Source organism: Capnocytophaga bilenii, assembly GCF_017565765.1.
GTDB classification, from domain to species: domain Bacteria; phylum Bacteroidota; class Bacteroidia; order Flavobacteriales; family Flavobacteriaceae; genus Capnocytophaga; species Capnocytophaga bilenii.
Window position 1 is genome coordinate 1 of sequence record NZ_JAGDYP010000012.1, and the last position, 17392, is coordinate 17392.

14 protein-coding genes and 1 pseudogene are annotated in these 17392 nt (G+C 39.5%); all 15 read right to left on the reverse strand.

Annotation, left to right across the window (positions count from 1 at the left end; translation table 11 throughout):
- Positions 1-708, reverse strand: a pseudogene (locus J4N46_RS12755) (hypothetical protein); the annotation flags it as partial.
- Positions 709-823: 115 nt separating this feature from the next.
- Positions 824-2515: a D-lactate dehydrogenase gene (gene dld / locus J4N46_RS11735; protein ID WP_208059446.1), complete on the reverse strand. Its 1692-nt coding sequence runs from the start codon at positions 2513-2515 to the stop codon at positions 824-826.
- The gene (locus J4N46_RS11740) at positions 2512-3129 is read right to left on the reverse strand and encodes a DUF5683 domain-containing protein (protein ID WP_208059447.1); all 618 of its coding nucleotides are present in this window, start codon (positions 3127-3129) and stop codon (positions 2512-2514) included. The genes dld and J4N46_RS11740 overlap by 4 nt, the downstream gene beginning before the upstream one ends.
- On the reverse strand, positions 3122-4072 hold the full coding sequence (locus J4N46_RS11745; protein ID WP_208059448.1) for a ParB/RepB/Spo0J family partition protein: 951 nt from the start codon (positions 4070-4072) through the stop codon (positions 3122-3124). The genes J4N46_RS11740 and J4N46_RS11745 overlap by 8 nt, the downstream gene beginning before the upstream one ends.
- Positions 4072-4842, reverse strand: coding sequence for a ParA family protein (locus J4N46_RS11750; protein WP_009415483.1), 771 nt, complete (start codon positions 4840-4842; stop codon positions 4072-4074). Before J4N46_RS11750 ends, J4N46_RS11745 begins: the two co-directional genes overlap by 1 nt.
- Positions 4843-4853: 11 nt before the next feature.
- Positions 4854-5165 (reverse strand): YbaB/EbfC family nucleoid-associated protein, encoded by a 312-nt coding sequence (locus J4N46_RS11755; RefSeq protein ID WP_009415484.1) that lies wholly within the window; start codon positions 5163-5165, stop codon positions 4854-4856.
- A 52-nt stretch (positions 5166-5217) separates the two neighbouring features.
- On the reverse strand, positions 5218-6891 hold the full coding sequence (locus J4N46_RS11760) for a putative transporter (protein ID WP_208059449.1): 1674 nt from the start codon (positions 6889-6891) through the stop codon (positions 5218-5220).
- 114 nt (positions 6892-7005) lie between these two features.
- Positions 7006-8631 (reverse strand): L-glutamate gamma-semialdehyde dehydrogenase, encoded by a 1626-nt coding sequence (pruA, locus tag J4N46_RS11765; protein ID WP_208059450.1) that lies wholly within the window; start codon positions 8629-8631, stop codon positions 7006-7008.
- A gap of 30 nt (positions 8632-8661) precedes the next feature.
- Positions 8662-10458: a translation elongation factor 4 gene (lepA, locus tag J4N46_RS11770; RefSeq protein WP_009415487.1), complete on the reverse strand. Its 1797-nt coding sequence runs from the start codon at positions 10456-10458 to the stop codon at positions 8662-8664.
- A 35-nt stretch (positions 10459-10493) separates the two neighbouring features.
- Positions 10494-11672, reverse strand: coding sequence for a MalY/PatB family protein (locus J4N46_RS11775; RefSeq protein WP_208059451.1), 1179 nt, complete (start codon positions 11670-11672; stop codon positions 10494-10496).
- 16 nt (positions 11673-11688) lie between these two features.
- The gene (gene murA, locus J4N46_RS11780) at positions 11689-12999 is read right to left on the reverse strand and encodes a UDP-N-acetylglucosamine 1-carboxyvinyltransferase (RefSeq protein ID WP_208059452.1); all 1311 of its coding nucleotides are present in this window, start codon (positions 12997-12999) and stop codon (positions 11689-11691) included.
- A complete protein-coding gene (locus J4N46_RS11785) occupies positions 12986-13672 on the reverse strand; it encodes a DUF4290 domain-containing protein (RefSeq protein WP_009415490.1) in 687 nt (228 codons plus the stop codon). The genes murA and J4N46_RS11785 overlap by 14 nt, the downstream gene beginning before the upstream one ends.
- Positions 13669-13959 (reverse strand): DUF493 family protein, encoded by a 291-nt coding sequence (locus J4N46_RS11790; RefSeq protein WP_009415491.1) that lies wholly within the window; start codon positions 13957-13959, stop codon positions 13669-13671. The genes J4N46_RS11785 and J4N46_RS11790 overlap by 4 nt, the downstream gene beginning before the upstream one ends.
- 29 nt (positions 13960-13988) lie before the next feature.
- A complete protein-coding gene (locus tag J4N46_RS11795; protein ID WP_208059453.1) occupies positions 13989-14858 on the reverse strand; it encodes a nucleoside phosphorylase in 870 nt (289 codons plus the stop codon).
- 31 nt (positions 14859-14889) lie between these two features.
- Positions 14890-17385 carry a hybrid sensor histidine kinase/response regulator gene (locus J4N46_RS11800; RefSeq protein ID WP_208059454.1) on the reverse strand — a complete coding sequence of 832 codons (2496 nt, stop codon included), beginning with the start codon at positions 17383-17385 and terminating at the stop codon, positions 14890-14892.
- Positions 17386-17392 lie beyond the last annotated feature (7 nt).

The window sequence follows — 17392 nt, forward strand, 5'->3', positions numbered from 1 at the left end:
TGTATCTTTGTTTCCTATAAACCAGTTGCCATTGTCTCCTATATGAGGAGTAGTACCATCACTACCATTAGTGCCTGCTGCTTTTATGCCTGTATCTTTGTTTCCTATAAACCAATTGCCATTGTCTCCTATATGAGGAGTAGTACCATCACTACCATTAGTGCCTGCTGCTTTTATGCCTGTATCTTTTTTGCCAATAAACCAATTGCCATTACTTCCGATATGAGGAGTAGTACCATCACTACCATTAGTGCCTGCTGCTTTTATACCTGTATCTCGCGTACCGATAAACCAATTGCCATTACCTCCTATATGAGGAGTAGTACCATCACTACCATTAGTGCCTGCTGCTTTTATGCCTGTATCTTTTTTGCCAATAAACCAATTGCCATTGTCTCCTATGTGAGGAGTAGTACCATTACTCCCAGCTGCACCAGGCGCACCAGGCGCACCATCATTCCCTGGGAGTCCTTTCAAACTAATAGGAGTCCCCCAGCCTTCAGCTGTTTTAGCTCCATAAAGGTTTGTATTTGTAACATCAAGGTAATAATCACCAACTTTTCCTAAGTTTAAAGCAGGCGCTCCATCTCCTGATAGGATTACGTTAGCGGGTAATTGCGTATATATACGCTCTTCAATCACTTTAGTACACTGTGCTGTTAGTAGTAGAAAGCAACCTAACACACCTAACCATAGCATTTTTCTCATAAAAAGTATTTTATATTCAAATATAATTGTTCTTATATCAAAAAATATGCCAAAATAAAAGACTGTACATTGTATAAACAATATGCAGCCTTTTATTTTTGAAAAATATTTTTTATTATTTCCAATCTTTCTTCTTCGAGGTTTTCCCAATCCCTGGATTAAAACTATTGGTAGGGTCAAGTTCGTTATAGAAGTGTTTTAGATCGTCATTAGCGTGATATAAGTGTCCCACATTGTGCTCTGCAGGATATTGCGCCCCTCGTTTGTCTAAAAGCTTAAGCATTTCCTCTTCTATTTCCTCGCAGTTATAACCTTTTTTGATAACGTAATCTTGGTGGAACACGTGACACATAAAGTGGCCATAGTACAACTTATGCAAGATTTTGTCATCTATCTCTTTAGGCAATCTTTCAAACCAATCGTCATCATTACGTCTAAGGGCGATATCCAAGGCTACAATATCTTCTACTTCTTTTTCGTGTACAGAACGATAACGAATAGCTGCCGATGCTACTGCAAAGCGCAACAACATAGCTGCTTGTGCCAATTTGGCATCACATTCTATATAAGCTCCTTTAGTACCATCAGCAAATTTTTCTTTAAGGTAGGCACGAGCCTCCTCTACGCCTTTACCTCCCATTTTCAAAATAAGGTGGTGTTCATAGGTATTGCGATAGTCTATAAGCGTTTGTGGTAAATGTTTTGGCATTAGCTTAGAGGTTGCTTGCAAAAACTTCTCACTAAAGTGATGAGGCATAAATGGCAACTTTTTAGCTACCCTATCTGCCCACGCTTTTAAAGCAAACAAGCGGGGTAAATATTCTGTACCCACATTTTTTATATACCAAAAAGTATCTTTACCGTATTTTGCAGCAATATCAAAAGCTGTGCGGTGAATATATTCGCCTGAGATAGGTATCTGTTCAAACGAACCCAGCATATCACGTCTTAATTGGGTAAGTACAGAGGTATCGTTTGTTCCAATATAGAATACTGCTGTAGTTTTTTCAGAAGGGAAAGTATCTACACGCACTGCAAAAACTCCTAAACGCCCTGCACTACCCGATGCTTCATACAAACGTGCTGGGTCGGCATTGAAACGTGCGGGTGTATTAGCATCTATTTTACGTACGTGGTTACAATAATCGTGGTCGTGCCCTTTTTTGCCCGTGTTATGTACATCTTTAGTAGCATACTTGCCTTCTTGTAAGTTTGTAAGTATTTCTTTAGGATTATTTCCTAAGTCTATACCCAAGTGGTTCACCAACTCCAACTTCCCTTCAGCATTTAGTTGTGCAAAAAGCGACATTTCTGTATAGGCAGGCCCTCGTTGCACCAATGAGCCTCCCGAATTATTACACACCCCTCCAATAACTGAAGCTCCTATACACGATGAGCCTATCACCGAGTGTGGTTCTCGTCCTAAGGGTTTTAGTTCTTGTTCTAAGTGATTAAGTGTCGAACCCGGTAGGCACACCACCTGTTCACCATTATTGATAAGCTGTATAGTATCATTACGCATCGTATTGATTACTACCACATCTCTATCATAATCATTGCCAAACGGATTTGAACCTCCTGTAATACCTGTATTGGCTGCCTGCGAAATCACGATTACATCGGCGGCTACACAAGCCTCCAGCACTTGCCATTGTTCCCACAAAGTAGCAGGGCGAACCACTGCTATTGCATTCCCCGTACCAAAACGATATCCTGTGCGGTAGCGTTCGGTTTTGGCTGGGTCGGTCATTACGTACTTTGCACCTACTATTTGGCGCAAAGTATCCAATAAATTCTGTTTATTCATCTCTTAGATTTGTATGTGAGTGTGAGTCCATATTGTGGCTGAGTAAAATAGTTAGTTTCTATGAAAGGTGCAATTGTAAGTTGCTCATCTACATTGAATTGTTTTAGGTGCGCATCTACATTGGCTTCTATAATATTGAGGGCGTATAAGCCTATTGTTACAATTATAGAGAGTTCTTTATTTCGCCTGTAAAACTGTATTCCCTGTCGTAATCCATCGTTGTTCACACGAGGTTGATCCGCACTAGCTCCCCCATAAAAAAACTCATCATCGGTATAACCTTGCTGCCTGCGTTTGTAGGCAGTCATATAGCGGTCGTATTCCTTAGAATTTTGAATGTAAAAATAAATCGGTATCCCAATTCCTGCATACACCAATGGTACTTTCCAATAACTTTTGTTGTATATCTGTCCCAATCCAGGCAATACAGCCGAATAAAATGCCGCCTTTGCTGGCGACAATGGGTCTGTATTCCAAGTGATACGCCTTATATTGTCTTGATTTACAGCTACCTGCACCGAGTCTTTAGCTGTTGTAACCACCTCTTCTTGTGAATACAACCGCCCCATAACAGTACTTAATAGCACTAATATCAATACAATATATTTATTCATTCTCTTTTTGTAATAAATTTTGAATACGCTTAAAATCCTCTTCCGATTGAAAAGGTATCACCAAGCTTCCTTTGCCGTCTCTGCTCATCTTCACCGATACTTTTGTTCCGAAGAAATGAGACACACTACCTATATTTTCCTTAATATACGCAGGCAATTCAACCTTAGCGGCAGTTGTGCTTTTAGGAAGTTCTATATTAGCTACCTCAGCGGGTTGTCCTTCCTCTTCACCGTATTGCATTTTGCGCACCAATTCTTCCGTATCGCGCACTGATAGCCCTTCGGCTATGATACGTTCGTAAACTTCAGCTTGTTTATCAGTGTCTTCTACAGATAGTATTGCTCTGCCGTGCCCCATACTGATAAAACCATCGCGTATACCTGTTTGAACTATAGGTGCTAATTTTAGCAATCGCAAGTAATTGGTAATGGTTGAACGTTTTTTACCTACCCGTTTGCTCATCTGGTCTTGGGTAAGGTTCACCTGCTCTATGAGTTGCTGATACGACAACGCTATTTCTATAGGGTCTAAGTCTTGGCGTTGTATATTTTCTACCAAAGCCATCGTAAGCGACTCATTATCATCGGCTATACGTATATAGGCAGGTATAGTTTGCAGTCCTGCCAACTTAGATGCCCTGAAGCGGCGTTCCCCCGATATGAGTTGGTATTTATTTTCACCATCAAGTTTGCGCACCGTAATAGGCTGCACCACCCCCAATTCTTCTATTGATGACGCAAGCCCAGCAAGTTCTTCTTCGTTAAACGAAGTACGCGGTTGGAAAGGGTTTGTTTCTATCAACCCGAGTTCCAGCTCAATGATATTACCTACTATTTTATCAGCATTCTTATCATTGATAGAATTAATCGTAAGCTCTGGGCTTCCGCCTAATATAGCAGAAAGTCCGCGTCCTAATGATTGTTTTTTAGCAGGCTTTGTCATTATGCAGTTTTGTTTTTATCTATTATTTCTTGAGCTAAATTGATGTGATTTGTAGCTCCTTTGCTGGTGGCATCATAGTTGATAATTGTTTCACCAAAGCTCGGCGCTTCGCTCAAGCGAACATTGCGTTGTATGATGGTTTTGAAAACCATATTGCTAAAGTTTTTCTGAACCTCTTCCACCACTTGGTTTGATAAGCGCAAGCGAGGGTCATACATTGTTAGCAACAATCCTTCTATATCCAAATTCGCATTGAAAGCTCTTTGTACACTTCTAATGGTATTAAGCAACTTGCCCAGCCCTTCCAAGGCAAAATACTCACATTGTATAGGTATAATTACCGAGTTGGCAGCCGTAAGCGCATTCACGGTGATAAGCCCCAAAGAAGGTGCACAATCTATCAAGATATAATCATACTCATCTTTGATAGTTTCCAACGCTTTTTTAAGCATATACTCGCGTTGCTCCTTATCTACCAATTCAATTTCAATAGCCACCAAGTTGATATGTGCTGCTATCAAATCAAGATTAGGAGAATCCGTATGAATAATCATATCTTTGGCTTCAAGTGTGTGTTCCAAAAGCTCATAAGTACCGTGTTGCACAGTATCTACATTTACACCCAATCCTGATGTAGCATTAGCTTGCGGGTCGGCATCTATAAGTAATACTTTTTTTTCCAATACGCCAAGAGCAGCGGCTAAGTTCACTGATGTAGTTGTTTTTCCTACCCCCCCTTTTTGGTTGGCAATAGCTATTATTTTCCCCATAGTATAATATTTTAAAGATTAAACGGAAGTTTCATATCATTTATAAATCCGAAAGCATTTTTATTAGCATCACTCACTTTATCCATAGCTTTATTGATAGTAACTATTAGGTAATCTTCTAAAGCTTCTTTATCTTCTAACAGCGTATCATCAATGGATAATGATTTTATTTTATTATTACCGGCTACAGTTATTTTTATTTTACCATCAGCCGAAGTTTCTTCAATAAGTGTTTCGTCCAAACTCTTACGGGTTGCATCTGCCTTATCGGTAAGCTCCTGTAGCTTCCCCATCAAATCTAAAGGATTCAAATTTCCAAACATAATTTTTCACTGTTTTTTTGAGTGCGCAAAAGTACAATTTTTTTTGAAACTATCACATAAAAAATACTATCAATAATTGCGCCACCATTATTCGCATAAACGTAGTGAGCGGATACACACTTGCATACGTAAGCGCTGGAATGTCTGAATTTGTCATTTCGTTAGCAAAAGCTAAGGCTGGTGGGTCTGTTGAAGCCCCCGACAGCAAACCACAAGTTTCCATATAATCCAGCTTTGCTTTAAAGCGCGCTACCATTGCTGTTACCAATAAAGGTACAAACGTAATAATCGCTCCTAATCCCATCCAGTATAATCCTTGCCCGTGTATAATTGTATCTATAAAGTGGGCATTAGCGTCCAACCCTACACTTGCCAAGAAAAGAACAATACCTATTTCGCGTATCATCAGGTTGGCACTTTGTGATACGTAGTGTGTTACCGATAGTGCTCCTCCATAGCGGCTTATCAGTATGGCAACTATCAAAGGACCCCCCGCCAAACCTAATTTCACTGCACCTGGGATACCTGGGATACTAAATGGTATGCTACCTAACAACACCCCAAGGGTAATACCCATAAATAGTTCAGCTATATGAGGGGTTTGGAGGCGTTTTTTAGAGTTTCCAAACTCTTTGCTCACAAGTTGTATATGAGTTTCATCGCCTATTACGGTTATTGTGTCGCCAAATTGCAATTTGGTATGAGCTGAAGGTACAAATTCTAATCCCGCTCTATATACCCGTGTGATAGTTACTCCAAAACGCTTGCGAACATCCAGTTCTGCCAACGTTTTGGTAAAGATAGCTCGTTGGGTTACATTGATGCGGCGAGAAGTGTAGCGCATATCCTTTTCATCGGGAAAATAGTCCGAAATGAGAACATTTTCACCTATTAGGTTTAGGAATTTTTCATTTTCTCGTTGGTTAGCCACAATTAGCACTATATCACCCTCTTTTATGTGAGTTTGAGAATCAGCCATTAATATTTCACCATTACGGCACATACGCGAAATGGTAAAGTCAAAATCAAGTGTTTCTTTTATAACCTGAAGCTTTTTGCCAAATAGCTGCGGATTGGTTACTCTTATAGCAAAACGATTAATTACTACTTGGTCTTTTGCGTGCCGCCAAGTATTCAAACGTTTTTCTGCCTCTACGTTCACCTTCAAAAATCCTTTAAACATCAGCATCACCAATATGATACCAAAAACCCCAAAAGGATAGGCTACTGCATACATTGTGGTAAGAGAAGGCACTTGTCCTGTCCCCAATACATCTTCAAGGGTAGCTTGGGCTGCCCCCAATCCTGGTGTATTAGTAACAGCCCCCGACATTATGCCTACAAGTGTAGCCATATCAGTACCTGTCAGAAAATGTATTGCTATAACCGTTACCACGCAAGTAAGCACCGATAATATAGCTAATAAATTGAATTTTACACCTTCCTTTTTGAAAGCTGCAAAAAAGCCTGGACCTACTTGTAACCCTATGGTATAAACAAATAAGATAAGTCCGAATTCTTTTACAAAGTGTTGTATGTGTCCGTTTACAGTAAAACCTAATTCTGCCATTGCTATCCCAACGAATAGCACCCACGCTATCCCGAATGAGATACCAAAAAATTTCACTTTCCCTAAAGCTACTCCTATGGCTATCACGATGCTATACACTATAACTGTGTATGCTACGCTCTCGTGGTTATTCATCAAATTAATAAACCAATCCACTTCTTTAAATAATTAATAGTTGATAATTATGGCTAATTTTATTTTTAAGGGCTTTGGCAAAGTTTTTCTACCTTGCCAAAGCTCCTTATTATTTTATAATTCTTACTTTTTCCTTTATCCCAAGAAAGGATAACGATAATCGGTAGGAGAAACAAAAGTTTCTTTGATAAGGCGTGGTGATACCCAGCGCAATAAGTTTTGTGCTGAACCTGCTTTATCATTGGTTCCTGAAGCTCTTGCTCCACCAAAAGGTTGTTGTCCTACAACGGCTCCTGTTGGCTTATCATTTACGTAGAAGTTACCTGCGGCGTTAGCCAATGCTTTTACAGCCTCATCTATTGCGTAACGACAATCAGCAAACACAGCACCTGTAAGCGCATATTCAGATGTTTCGTCTACCAATTTCAACGTTTCAGACCATTGAGCATCTTCATATACATACACAGTTACTACAGGTCCGAAAAGCTCAGTCTCCATAGTTGTATATTTAGGATTAGTAGTTACGATTACGGTAGGCTCTATAAACCATCCTTTTGAACAATCGTAACCTCCACCTACAAGTATACTTGCTTCTTTATCTTTTTTAGCTTGGTCTATATAGCTTGCCAATTTATCAAAAGCCGTCTTGTTAATCACTGCTGTGATAAAGTTGCTCATATCTTCAGGGCTACCCATTTTGAACGACTCTACGTCTTTTTTTACCAATGCCAAGATAGCGTCAGCTTTTGATTTTGGCAAATATACGCGTGAAGCAGCACTACATTTTTGACCTTGAAACTCAAACGCTCCTCGAGTAATAGCTGTTGCTACCTCTTGTGCATCTGCCGATGGGTGCGCAATGATAAAGTCTTTACCACCTGTTTCACCCACTATCTTAGGATAAGTGCGGTATTTGTGAATATTATCACCTATTTGTTTCCAGATGCTTTGGAACACACCTGTAGAACCTGTAAAGTGAATACCTGCAAAATGCGGACTTGCCAAAAGCACTTCGGTTACCATTCGTGCATCGCCGTTTACCACATTGATAACCCCTGCAGGTAAGCCTGCTTTTCTCAATACCTCTACAATCACATTTGCAGAGAAAACTTGTGAAGCACTTGGTTTCCATACCACTACGTTACCCATAAGTGCAGCACTAGTAGGCAAGTTACCAGAAATAGCTGTAAAGTTAAACGGAGTAACTGCATATACGAAGCCTTCTAAAGGACGATATTCTACTCTATTCCATACACCTTCTGATGAATTAGGCTGGTCATTGTATATATTAGCCATAAACTCTACGTTGAAACGCAAGAAGTCTATCAACTCACAAGCAGAGTCTATTTCAGCCTGATGCACTGTTTTTGATTGTGCAATCATTGTAGCAGCATTCATTTTGGCACGGTAAGGACCTGCAATAAGGTCTGCCGCTTTCAAGAATACAGCAGCTCGTTCTTCCCAAGGCAAGTTAGCCCATTTTTCACGAGCTTTTAGTGCTTCTTCAATAGCTTTTTCCACAAGTCCTTTGTCGGCATTGTGGTAAGTACCAAGCAAGTGCTTGTGATCGTGAGGGGGGTACATTTCTGTCGTATTCCCTGTTCTAATTTCCTCTTTACCAATGTAAAGTGGTACATCTACTTTGGTATTCCAAAGTTCTTTGTAAACTTCCAATACCGCTTTGCGTTCTGGCGAACCTGGTGCATAGCCTTTTACAGGCTCGTTTACCGCCTTTGGTACTTTAAAAAATCCTTTTCCCATTGTTATAATTTGTTTTTAGTTATTCACAATTTAATCATTTAGCTTCAGCACCGCCATAAAGGCACTCTGTGGAATCTCTACATTGCCCACTTGGCGCATACGCTTTTTACCCGCTTTTTGTTTTTCAAGCAATTTACGTTTTCGCGAAATATCCCCACCGTAACACTTAGCAGTAACATCTTTGCGAAGTGCCTTTATCGTTTCTCGCGATATAATCTTCGCCCCTATGGCTGCTTGTATAGGAATATCAAACTGCTGGCGTGGTATAAGCTCACGAAGCTTTTCGCACATCTTCTTCCCTATGTTATAAGCATTATCGGCGTGAATAAGTGCCGAAAGTGCATCTACCGAGTTGCTATTGATAAGTATATCCACCTTCACAAGGTTGGAAGCCCGCATCCCTATAGGCGAATAGTCAAACGAAGCATAGCCCTTGCTCACCGTTTTCAATCGGTCGTAAAAATCAAAAACAATCTCAGCCAATGGCATATCAAAGTTTAGCTCTACCCGCTCAGGAGTAAGGTAATGCTGATTGGTAATCTGCCCGCGCTTTTCTATACATAACGACATTACTTGCCCCACAAAATCAGATTTTGTGATAATAGAGGCTTTTATATAAGGCTCCTCTACTCTATCCAATTTGGAAGGGTCGGGCAAATCAGACGGGTTATTTACTATAATAGGTCTTTCAGGGTCTTTCTTAGTATAAGCGTGGTAGCTTACGTTGGGCACTGTAGTAATTACCGTCATACCAAATTCGCGTTCCAATCGCTCTTGTACAATCTCTAAGTGCAACATCCCCAAGAAACCGCAGCGAAAGCCAAAGCCCAATGCCGCCGAACTCTCTGGCGTAAATACCAACGAGGCATCATTTAGCTGTAGTTTTTCCATCGAAGCGCGCAATTCTTCGTAATCTTCTGTATCTACAGGGTAAATTCCTGCAAATACCATAGGTTTTACGTTCTCAAAACCATCAATAGCTTCGGTACAACCATCAATAGCCGAAGTAATAGTATCGCCCACTTTCACCTCTCGCGCATCTTTTATGCCTGTAATAAGATAGCCTACATCGCCTGTACCAATTACGGGCTTAGGCACTTGGTTCAGTTTTAGCGTCCCTACCTCATCGGCATCATAGGTTTTGCCGTTAGACATAAATTTAATTTTCTGCCCCTTGCTTATCTTTCCATTCATCACCCTGAAATAAGTTTCTACACCACGGAAAGAATTGTATACCGAATCAAAAATAAGTGCTTGCAGTGGTGCATCGGGATCGCCTTTAGGAGCGGGGATACGCTCAATGATAGCCTCCAATATAGCTTCTACTCCCAAACCTGTTTTTCCACTTGCAGGAATAATATCATCGGGTGAGCACCCCAATAAATCTACTATATCGTCTTTTACCTCTTCGGGGTTAGCACTCGGAAGGTCTATTTTGTTCAGAATAGGTATAATTTCTAAATCATTTTCTAAAGCAAGATATAAGTTCGAGATAGTTTGTGCCTGAATGCTTTGAGCGGCATCCACTATAAGCAGTGCCCCTTCGCAAGCGGCTATAGAACGTGATACTTCGTATGAAAAATCTACGTGACCAGGAGTGTCTATAAGGTTCAATATATAAGTTTCTCCTTTATAAACATATTCCATCTGGATTGCGTGGCTTTTTATGGTAATACCACGTTCGCGCTCCAAGTCCATATTATCAAGTAACTGATCTTGTTTTTCTCGTTCAGAAACGGTTTGAGTAAAATCGAGTAACCTATCGGCTAAGGTACTCTTGCCGTGATCTATATGGGCTATAATACAAAAATTACGTATATTCTTCATCAAATTTAAAATATCTTCTTAAAATGTCTTCTTTTTTATACTAATGATTCACTTTTAATGGCTTCTTTCAGTTGTTTTAAGGCTTGTGCTACCACAGAGCGTGCGCAAGCCATATTTATGCGCATAAAGCCTTTCCCCTCTTCGCCGTAAATACTACCATCGTTCAGTGCCAAATGTGCTTTATGAGTGCAAAGGGCTACCAGTTCTTTTTGTGTAAGCTGCAAAGCACTAAAATCTATAAACACTAAATACGAAGCCTGAGGCACAATTACCTTCAGCATAGGCAAATGCTCTGCTATATAGTTGGTGAGAAACTGAATGTTCTCTTGTACATAATCAAGCATTTCTAATAGCCACGTTTCTCCCTCGTTATAAGCAGCTACCGTAGTGTTAAAGGCAAACACATTGCCCGCTGCCAATTCATTTCCTTCCACATAACTATTGAAGCGTCTGCGGAGCGTAGGATTGCTTATTACGGCATAAGAACTTGCAAAACCTGCCATATTGAACGCCTTACTTGCCGAAGCAAATACTACTGAGTGCATTTTAGCTTCCTCACTTATAGTTGCATAAGGTATGTGGGTATAAGGTGCAAAGGTAAGGTCGGCGTGAATTTCATCTGCTACCACTATCACCTTGTTTCGCTCACAAATGGCAGCCACCTTTTGCAGCTCTTCTCGTGTCCATACACGCCCACCTGGGTTATGAGGGTGGCAAAACAAAAATAGCTTGCAGCCTTTTATTTTCTCTTCAAAAAGCTCAAAATCTATATGATATTGTCCATTTTCTAAATATAATGGGCAGTTTACCAGCTCGCGATGATTGTTTTTCACTACCAGCATAAACGGGTTATACACGGGCTGCTGAATCATTATCTTATCGCCCACCTCAGTAAAGGCTTGTACCGCCATAGCCAATGCAGGCACTACCCCTGGCACAAATGATAGCATCTCTTTGCTTATTTCCCATTGATGCCTGCGTTTTTGCCAACTGATAATACTTTCATACCAAGCATCAGGTTTTGAGGTATAGCCAAAAATCTCACATTCAAGGCGTTTTTTGATAGTAGCTACCACAAAAGGAGGTGTTTTAAAATCCATATCGGCTACCCACATAGGCAGCAAATCGGTACGCCCCCAGCGAGGTTGTAACGCCTCCAATTTTAGTGCATCGGTACCTGTTCTATCTATTAGTTCATCAAAATTGTATTTCATAAATTTTTAGTTTTCATCACGAAACCCTTACTATTTTTGCTCCAAGAGCTTGTAAGCGTTCATCTATACATTCATATCCCCTATCTATCTGTTCTATATTATAAATGGTAGAAGTGCCTTTAGCCGAAAGAGCTGCTATCAGTAGTGCAATTCCTGCACGTATATCGGGCGAGGTCATCAGGGTAGCCCGCAACGGCGATTTAAAGTCATTGCCTATAACCGTAGCGCGGTGTGGGTCGCATAATATAATCTTAGCCCCCATATCTATAAGCTTATCTATAAAGAACAAACGGCTTTCAAACATTTTTTGGTGAATAAGCACCTCGCCGCGCGCTTGTGTAGCTACCACCAATACAATACTCAGCAAGTCGGGCGTAAAACCAGGCCAAGGCGCATCGGCTACTGTCAGTATAGAACCATCTATATAACTTTGTATTTCATAGCCATTGGTGTGTGCAGGTATGTAAATATCATCGTTTTGCCTTTCAAGAGTAATACCCAGCTTGCGGAATACAGAAGGTATCAGCCCCAAGTAGTCCCAGCCTACATTCTTTATAGTGATTTCACTACGGGTCATCGCTGCCAAGCCTATCCAGCTACCTATTTCTATCATATCGGGCAAGATTGTATGCACACAGCCGCCTAACTTCTCTACTCCTTTTATTGTAAGTAAGTTAGAGCCCATACCTTCTATTTGTGCCCCCATACTATTAAGCATAGAGCATAGCTGTTGTATGTAAGGCTCACAAGCAGCATTGTAAATAGTAGTAGTACCCTCAGCCAATACCGCAGCCATTATAATGTTTGAAGTACCTGTTACCGAAGCCTCTTCCAACAGCATATAGGTGCCTTTCAGTTTTTTAGCGACTACGCTATAAGTATAATTGGTTTCGTCATAGCAAAATTCAGCCCCTAATTTTATAAAGCCTTCGAAGTGCGTATCTAAGCGGCGGCGACCAATTTTATCACCTCCTGGTTTAGGAATATAGCCCACCCCAAAACGAGTAAGAAGCGGCCCCACTACCAATATAGACCCTCGTAACGCTTGCCCTTCACGATAAAAAGCCTCCGATTTTAGATAATCAAGATTGATTTCATCAGCCTGAAATGAATAAGAGCCACGCCCTATACGCTGTATTTTCACCCCCAAATTGCCTAATAGCGAAATGAGCTTGCTCACATCTTGTATGTCGGGTAGGTTATGAATAGTAACCTTTTGGTCGGTAAGCAATACGGCACAAAGCACTTGTAGCGCTTCATTTTTAGCTCCTTGTGGTGTAATCTCGCCTTGTAAGGTATGTCCTCCTTCTATCTTAAAAACGCCCATTGTTTTTCCTTTTATAAAATTTGGTAAATCCTTTTTTGTTTTGTTGGTTTTGAGGGTAATGCGCTTGCCCTTGTTGCTGTACATTACGCTTGGTAAGGTTTGCTTTGGTACGTATCAAAGCTTGGCTATCCGATAAATCTTCTCTTCGTTTGCGCAAGTCTATTTGTCCGTTGCTCAATTCGTACAAATGTTCAAACACCACACTATCATCTACCGCTTCTTTGTTCCACGTAAGAAAACTTTTTTTCATATGATTGGCTATAGAGTATTCCAATGCCTCCCGTAAATCTCCTTTTTCCCATTTTACACAAGTAGCAATCATTCGCCTAATAATATTGCCATAAAAACGATATTTAAAGTAGTGTTGCGGATACTCTAAACGCTCTGGGCGCTTGTAAAGCATTTCTTTGGTAGGTTTTTCGTAAGGACTATCTACATCCAACTTAAAATCAGACATTATAAAGAGCTGATCCCAAAGCTTATGCTGAAAGTCGGGTACATCACGCAAGTGCGGAAACAAATTCCCCATTACGGCTACAATGCTGCGTGCTGTACGATTACGCTCAGCGCGATCTTCCAAAAGCACTGCCTTTTCTATCATTTTCTGTATATGCCTTCCATATTCAGGAATTAGCAAAGGCGAACGCTCTGTATTGTATTCTAATGTAATCATAATGACAATATTCCTTCTACTTTTCCTGCCGCTTTGTAATAAGCAATCACCTCATCAGGATTTTGAAGCGTTATTTCTACCGATACTCCTTTATATTTTGCTTTTGACGAATCTTTTATTGTAATCTTAGCATCTGTACCTTTAAATACTTCTTCTAACTGCACTAGTTTACTATCCTCATTAGGAATTATAAACTTATACAAATATTTTGTAGGAAAAACTGTTGTTTCCAACAACTCATTTTTCAAACGTTCGTAAAACTCTTGTAGTTCTTGTTCTGTTTTCATCAATTTCTATTTCTATTACTGTATTTTTTCTATTTCACTAATTGTTCTAATCCATAAACAATCAATTCCTCTACTATCTTTTTAGGATTTTTGGTAAATGTACCCATCGCTCTATTAGCGATAATAGCATTTAGCGACACCGCCTGATGTCCTAAAAGCTTTGATAATCCGTATATAGCAGAAGTCTCCATTTCTAAGTTAGTCATTCGGCAACCGTTGTAATTATAGCTATGCAGTTTATCATTCAGCGTTCTATCTTGCACTTCCAAGCGCAGCTCGCGCCCTTGTGGAGCATAAAACCCTGGTGCTGTACCCGTAATCCCTTCAAACACTTGCGCTGTTAGCAAACGTTTTTTCAGCTCCTTACCACAAGCTACAATATAAGGTCGTCCCTTATCAAGATGCCAATGCGTATGCGCTATAAAAGCATCTTCCATCGCTATTTCGCGCACCTTTACACTGTCTTTATAAGAATGAAACATATTGTCCATCCCCAATCCGTATGATGACAGTACAAAACTATCCACCGGTATATCTGCCTGCAACGAACCTGAGGTACCAAAACGCACCAAATTCAAAGAGATAAGCTCTTTTTTAGGCTCTCGCGTACGCAAATCTATATTGAAAAGGGCATCCAATTCATTAATTACGATATCTATATTATCAGGCCCAATGCCTGTAGAAATTACAGTCAATCGCTTGCCTTTATAACTACCCGTATGAGCACAAAATTCGCGTTTCTGGGTTTTGTGTTCTATATGCTCAAAATGAGCACTCACCTGTGGCACTCTATTAGGGTCACCCACCAATATAATCGTATCTGCCACTTCCGATGGCTTCAAATTAATGTGGTAAATACTACCATCAGTATTCAATATCAGTTCCGATTCTTGTATCATAATCTCTCCTGAAGCTTTAGTCCGTCATTTTTTATAAATTAGCCCCTTCATATGATTGCAAATACCGTTCTATTGCAGGTTTACAGTCATTCAAGAAAAGCTCACTAAGCACTGTTATATTTTCTTTCAAATCATCGGGTACTTCTTTGTCTATCCTATTTAGCACTATGAGTATTGCCGATTCACGCTGTGCGTTTATTTGGGCAAACATACTTGTCATTTTATGTGCTATTGCTTTTATTCCTTTATAGTCTTCCTCTTGAGCAAAATCTTTTAGCTTTAGTAGGTTCTCTTCAGTCTCTTTCAGAAAATGTTCATAAATACCTCTAATGCCTTCTATATCATCACCCATAAAGTTTTCTAATACCTCTGGCGTATAACCTCCTTCTCCTACAGAATTACTTATCATTACAGGTTTGTGTTCCACTTCGGTATTCAGTTTAGGGAAAAATACCTTTAGTTTTTGATAAAACTGTTCTGGCAAGAACGGCTTGGGCAATATACCGTAAAAACCACTTTTGGTATAAAAGCTTTCAGGTACATCACGCCTGCCCGTAATAGCCAATACAGGCAATGGATTGTCTTTATATCGCTCGTTAAACAAGGTTACAAAGTGAAACCCATTCATTTCAGGTAATTGAATATCAGTAATTACCAAATCGAATTGTAAATGCTCCAACTGGTCAAAAGCATCTTTAGCATTAGTAAAGGCAATAGGGGTTATATTTTTCTGTTTCAGCAGCTCTTGTATGAGCGATAAAATACTATCATCATCATCTATCACCACAATGCGAATATCTTCCACCTCTTTTTGCGAAACTATCACCATACGCTCACTGGTGCGTTCAGCAACCTTTTCGGCTAAAAAGCGCAAGGTAAAAGTACTTCCTTTGCCTTCATCGCTTTCTAAATAAATTTTTCCTTGCAACAATTGCGCTAATTTTTGTGATATGTGCAAGCCTAAACCAAAGCCCCCATATCGTTTAGAAATTTCGTCATTTGCTTGCGTAAATTCATTAAATATATGCTCTTGTTGTTCTTTTTTCACTCCTATACCCGTATCAATCACATTTATTGATATTTCATAGCTATCACCATCCACCTGATGAGCATCAGCAACTACGCGCACGCTTCCCTTTTCAGTAAATTTAAAAGCATTTGAAATCAAATTGTAAAGAATTTGTTTTATCCTATACGCATCGCTAGAAAAGTTTAAATTATTTATGGTGTCAGAAAACGATAACTCTAAGGCTACTTTTTTATTTTTATAAGCCGATTGTACATTGCTTGCCACCTCATCTATTACCTCAGCAGTATTAAATGGTATTTTTTCAAGCACTATATTTCCTGTTTCTATGCGTGTATAGTCTAGCAACTCATCTACCAATTTAGATATATATTCTGACGAATACTTAATGTGCGACAAATAATTACGCCCTTTTTCGGTAATATTTTCCTTGCTTAACAATTCCGAATAACCTACAATAGAACTCAAGGGGGTACGTAAGTCGTGGCTCACCATCGATATTAATTGCTCTCTATTTTTAAGCAAGTTATTCGTCTTTCGGTTTGCCATTTCCAATCTGCGCCTATAGCGTTGGGAAGTAATAAAGTCATTGATAATCACAATTAGCGATATGGCTATAATACCCATTGCTATAAAAAAAGCCAATATGAGTAAGTTTTTGCTATTTTCAAATATCACCTGCCGTTCTTGGTTCAGGCGTTGAGAATTGGCTATGACTTCCTCTTCAAAATTATGAAGCAAATCATCTAAGTTTTTAGACAATTGCACATCATTATCCCACATTTTATGCAACTGCTCGTCTATTTGTACTCTATTTCCTTCGGTTTTTTTATTGATTTTATTCAACATTTCCAAAATTTCATTGAGTACCTTATCAAACTTTGCATTTTTCTTCGCCCTTATATCATTAGCACGCTGTTCCAATAACGGGGGTATCTTTACATTTTTATAGCGTTTTACTATTGATATAATATCTGCCGATTGTGGTGGTATAATATTTTTCTTATGCCGTGTATAGTAGGTTTTGTTATAAAGGTCGTAATCAAAATAAGGCTCAAGGCTTGAAAGTTTTCTTATAGCAGCGTGTATGCTCACCAAGCTACTATCACTTTCCTGAAAAGCCTTGAGCTTCTCTATATTCTCTTTTCTAAGATTCAGCAAATTACTAATAGTATCCAACGTAAGCAACTGCTTTTCCGACGATATATCACGCCTAAACTTAAGCAATTCGTTTTGCAGTTCTATATTTTTCTGCAAAAACAACTGCAACATATCATCATCATCGGTTCTTATAGTTACCCTACCTGCATTTTCGGTTTCATTTACCAACGAAAGTATCTTCCCTATCTGGATAATTTTCACTCGGTCTTCTTGGTTTATCTCCTCTTGTTGTGATAATTTTTTTATTTCCTTGATAATGATATACCCTGCCACTACCGATACACAGATAAGCAAAACGTAACTTACTATTACTTTTACTGTTATCCTATTAATTCTCATTCGTATT

What these genes read in the sequence shown, in the direction of transcription:
- dld (WP_208059446.1), bottom strand. Translation starts at nt 2,515, where the DNA reads ATGAATAAACAGAATTTATTGGATACTTTGCGCCAAATAGTAGGTGCA.
- J4N46_RS11740 (WP_208059447.1), bottom strand. Translation starts at nt 3,129, where the DNA reads ATGAATAAATATATTGTATTGATATTAGTGCTATTAAGTACTGTTATG.
- J4N46_RS11745 (WP_208059448.1), bottom strand. Translation starts at nt 4,072, where the DNA reads ATGACAAAGCCTGCTAAAAAACAATCATTAGGACGCGGACTTTCTGCT.
- J4N46_RS11750 (WP_009415483.1), bottom strand. Translation starts at nt 4,842, where the DNA reads ATGGGGAAAATAATAGCTATTGCCAACCAAAAAGGGGGGGTAGGAAAA.
- J4N46_RS11755 (WP_009415484.1), bottom strand. Translation starts at nt 5,165, where the DNA reads ATGTTTGGAAATTTGAATCCTTTAGATTTGATGGGGAAGCTACAGGAG.
- pruA (WP_208059450.1), bottom strand. Translation starts at nt 8,631, where the DNA reads ATGGGAAAAGGATTTTTTAAAGTACCAAAGGCGGTAAACGAGCCTGTA.
- lepA (WP_009415487.1), bottom strand. Translation starts at nt 10,458, where the DNA reads ATGAAGAATATACGTAATTTTTGTATTATAGCCCATATAGATCACGGC.
- J4N46_RS11775 (WP_208059451.1), bottom strand. Translation starts at nt 11,672, where the DNA reads ATGAAATACAATTTTGATGAACTAATAGATAGAACAGGTACCGATGCA.
- murA (WP_208059452.1), bottom strand. Translation starts at nt 12,999, where the DNA reads ATGGGCGTTTTTAAGATAGAAGGAGGACATACCTTACAAGGCGAGATT.
- J4N46_RS11785 (WP_009415490.1), bottom strand. Translation starts at nt 13,672, where the DNA reads ATGATTACATTAGAATACAATACAGAGCGTTCGCCTTTGCTAATTCCT.
- J4N46_RS11790 (WP_009415491.1), bottom strand. Translation starts at nt 13,959, where the DNA reads ATGAAAACAGAACAAGAACTACAAGAGTTTTACGAACGTTTGAAAAAT.
- J4N46_RS11795 (WP_208059453.1), bottom strand. Translation starts at nt 14,858, where the DNA reads ATGATACAAGAATCGGAACTGATATTGAATACTGATGGTAGTATTTAC.
- J4N46_RS11800 (WP_208059454.1), bottom strand. Translation starts at nt 17,385, where the DNA reads ATGAGAATTAATAGGATAACAGTAAAAGTAATAGTAAGTTACGTTTTG.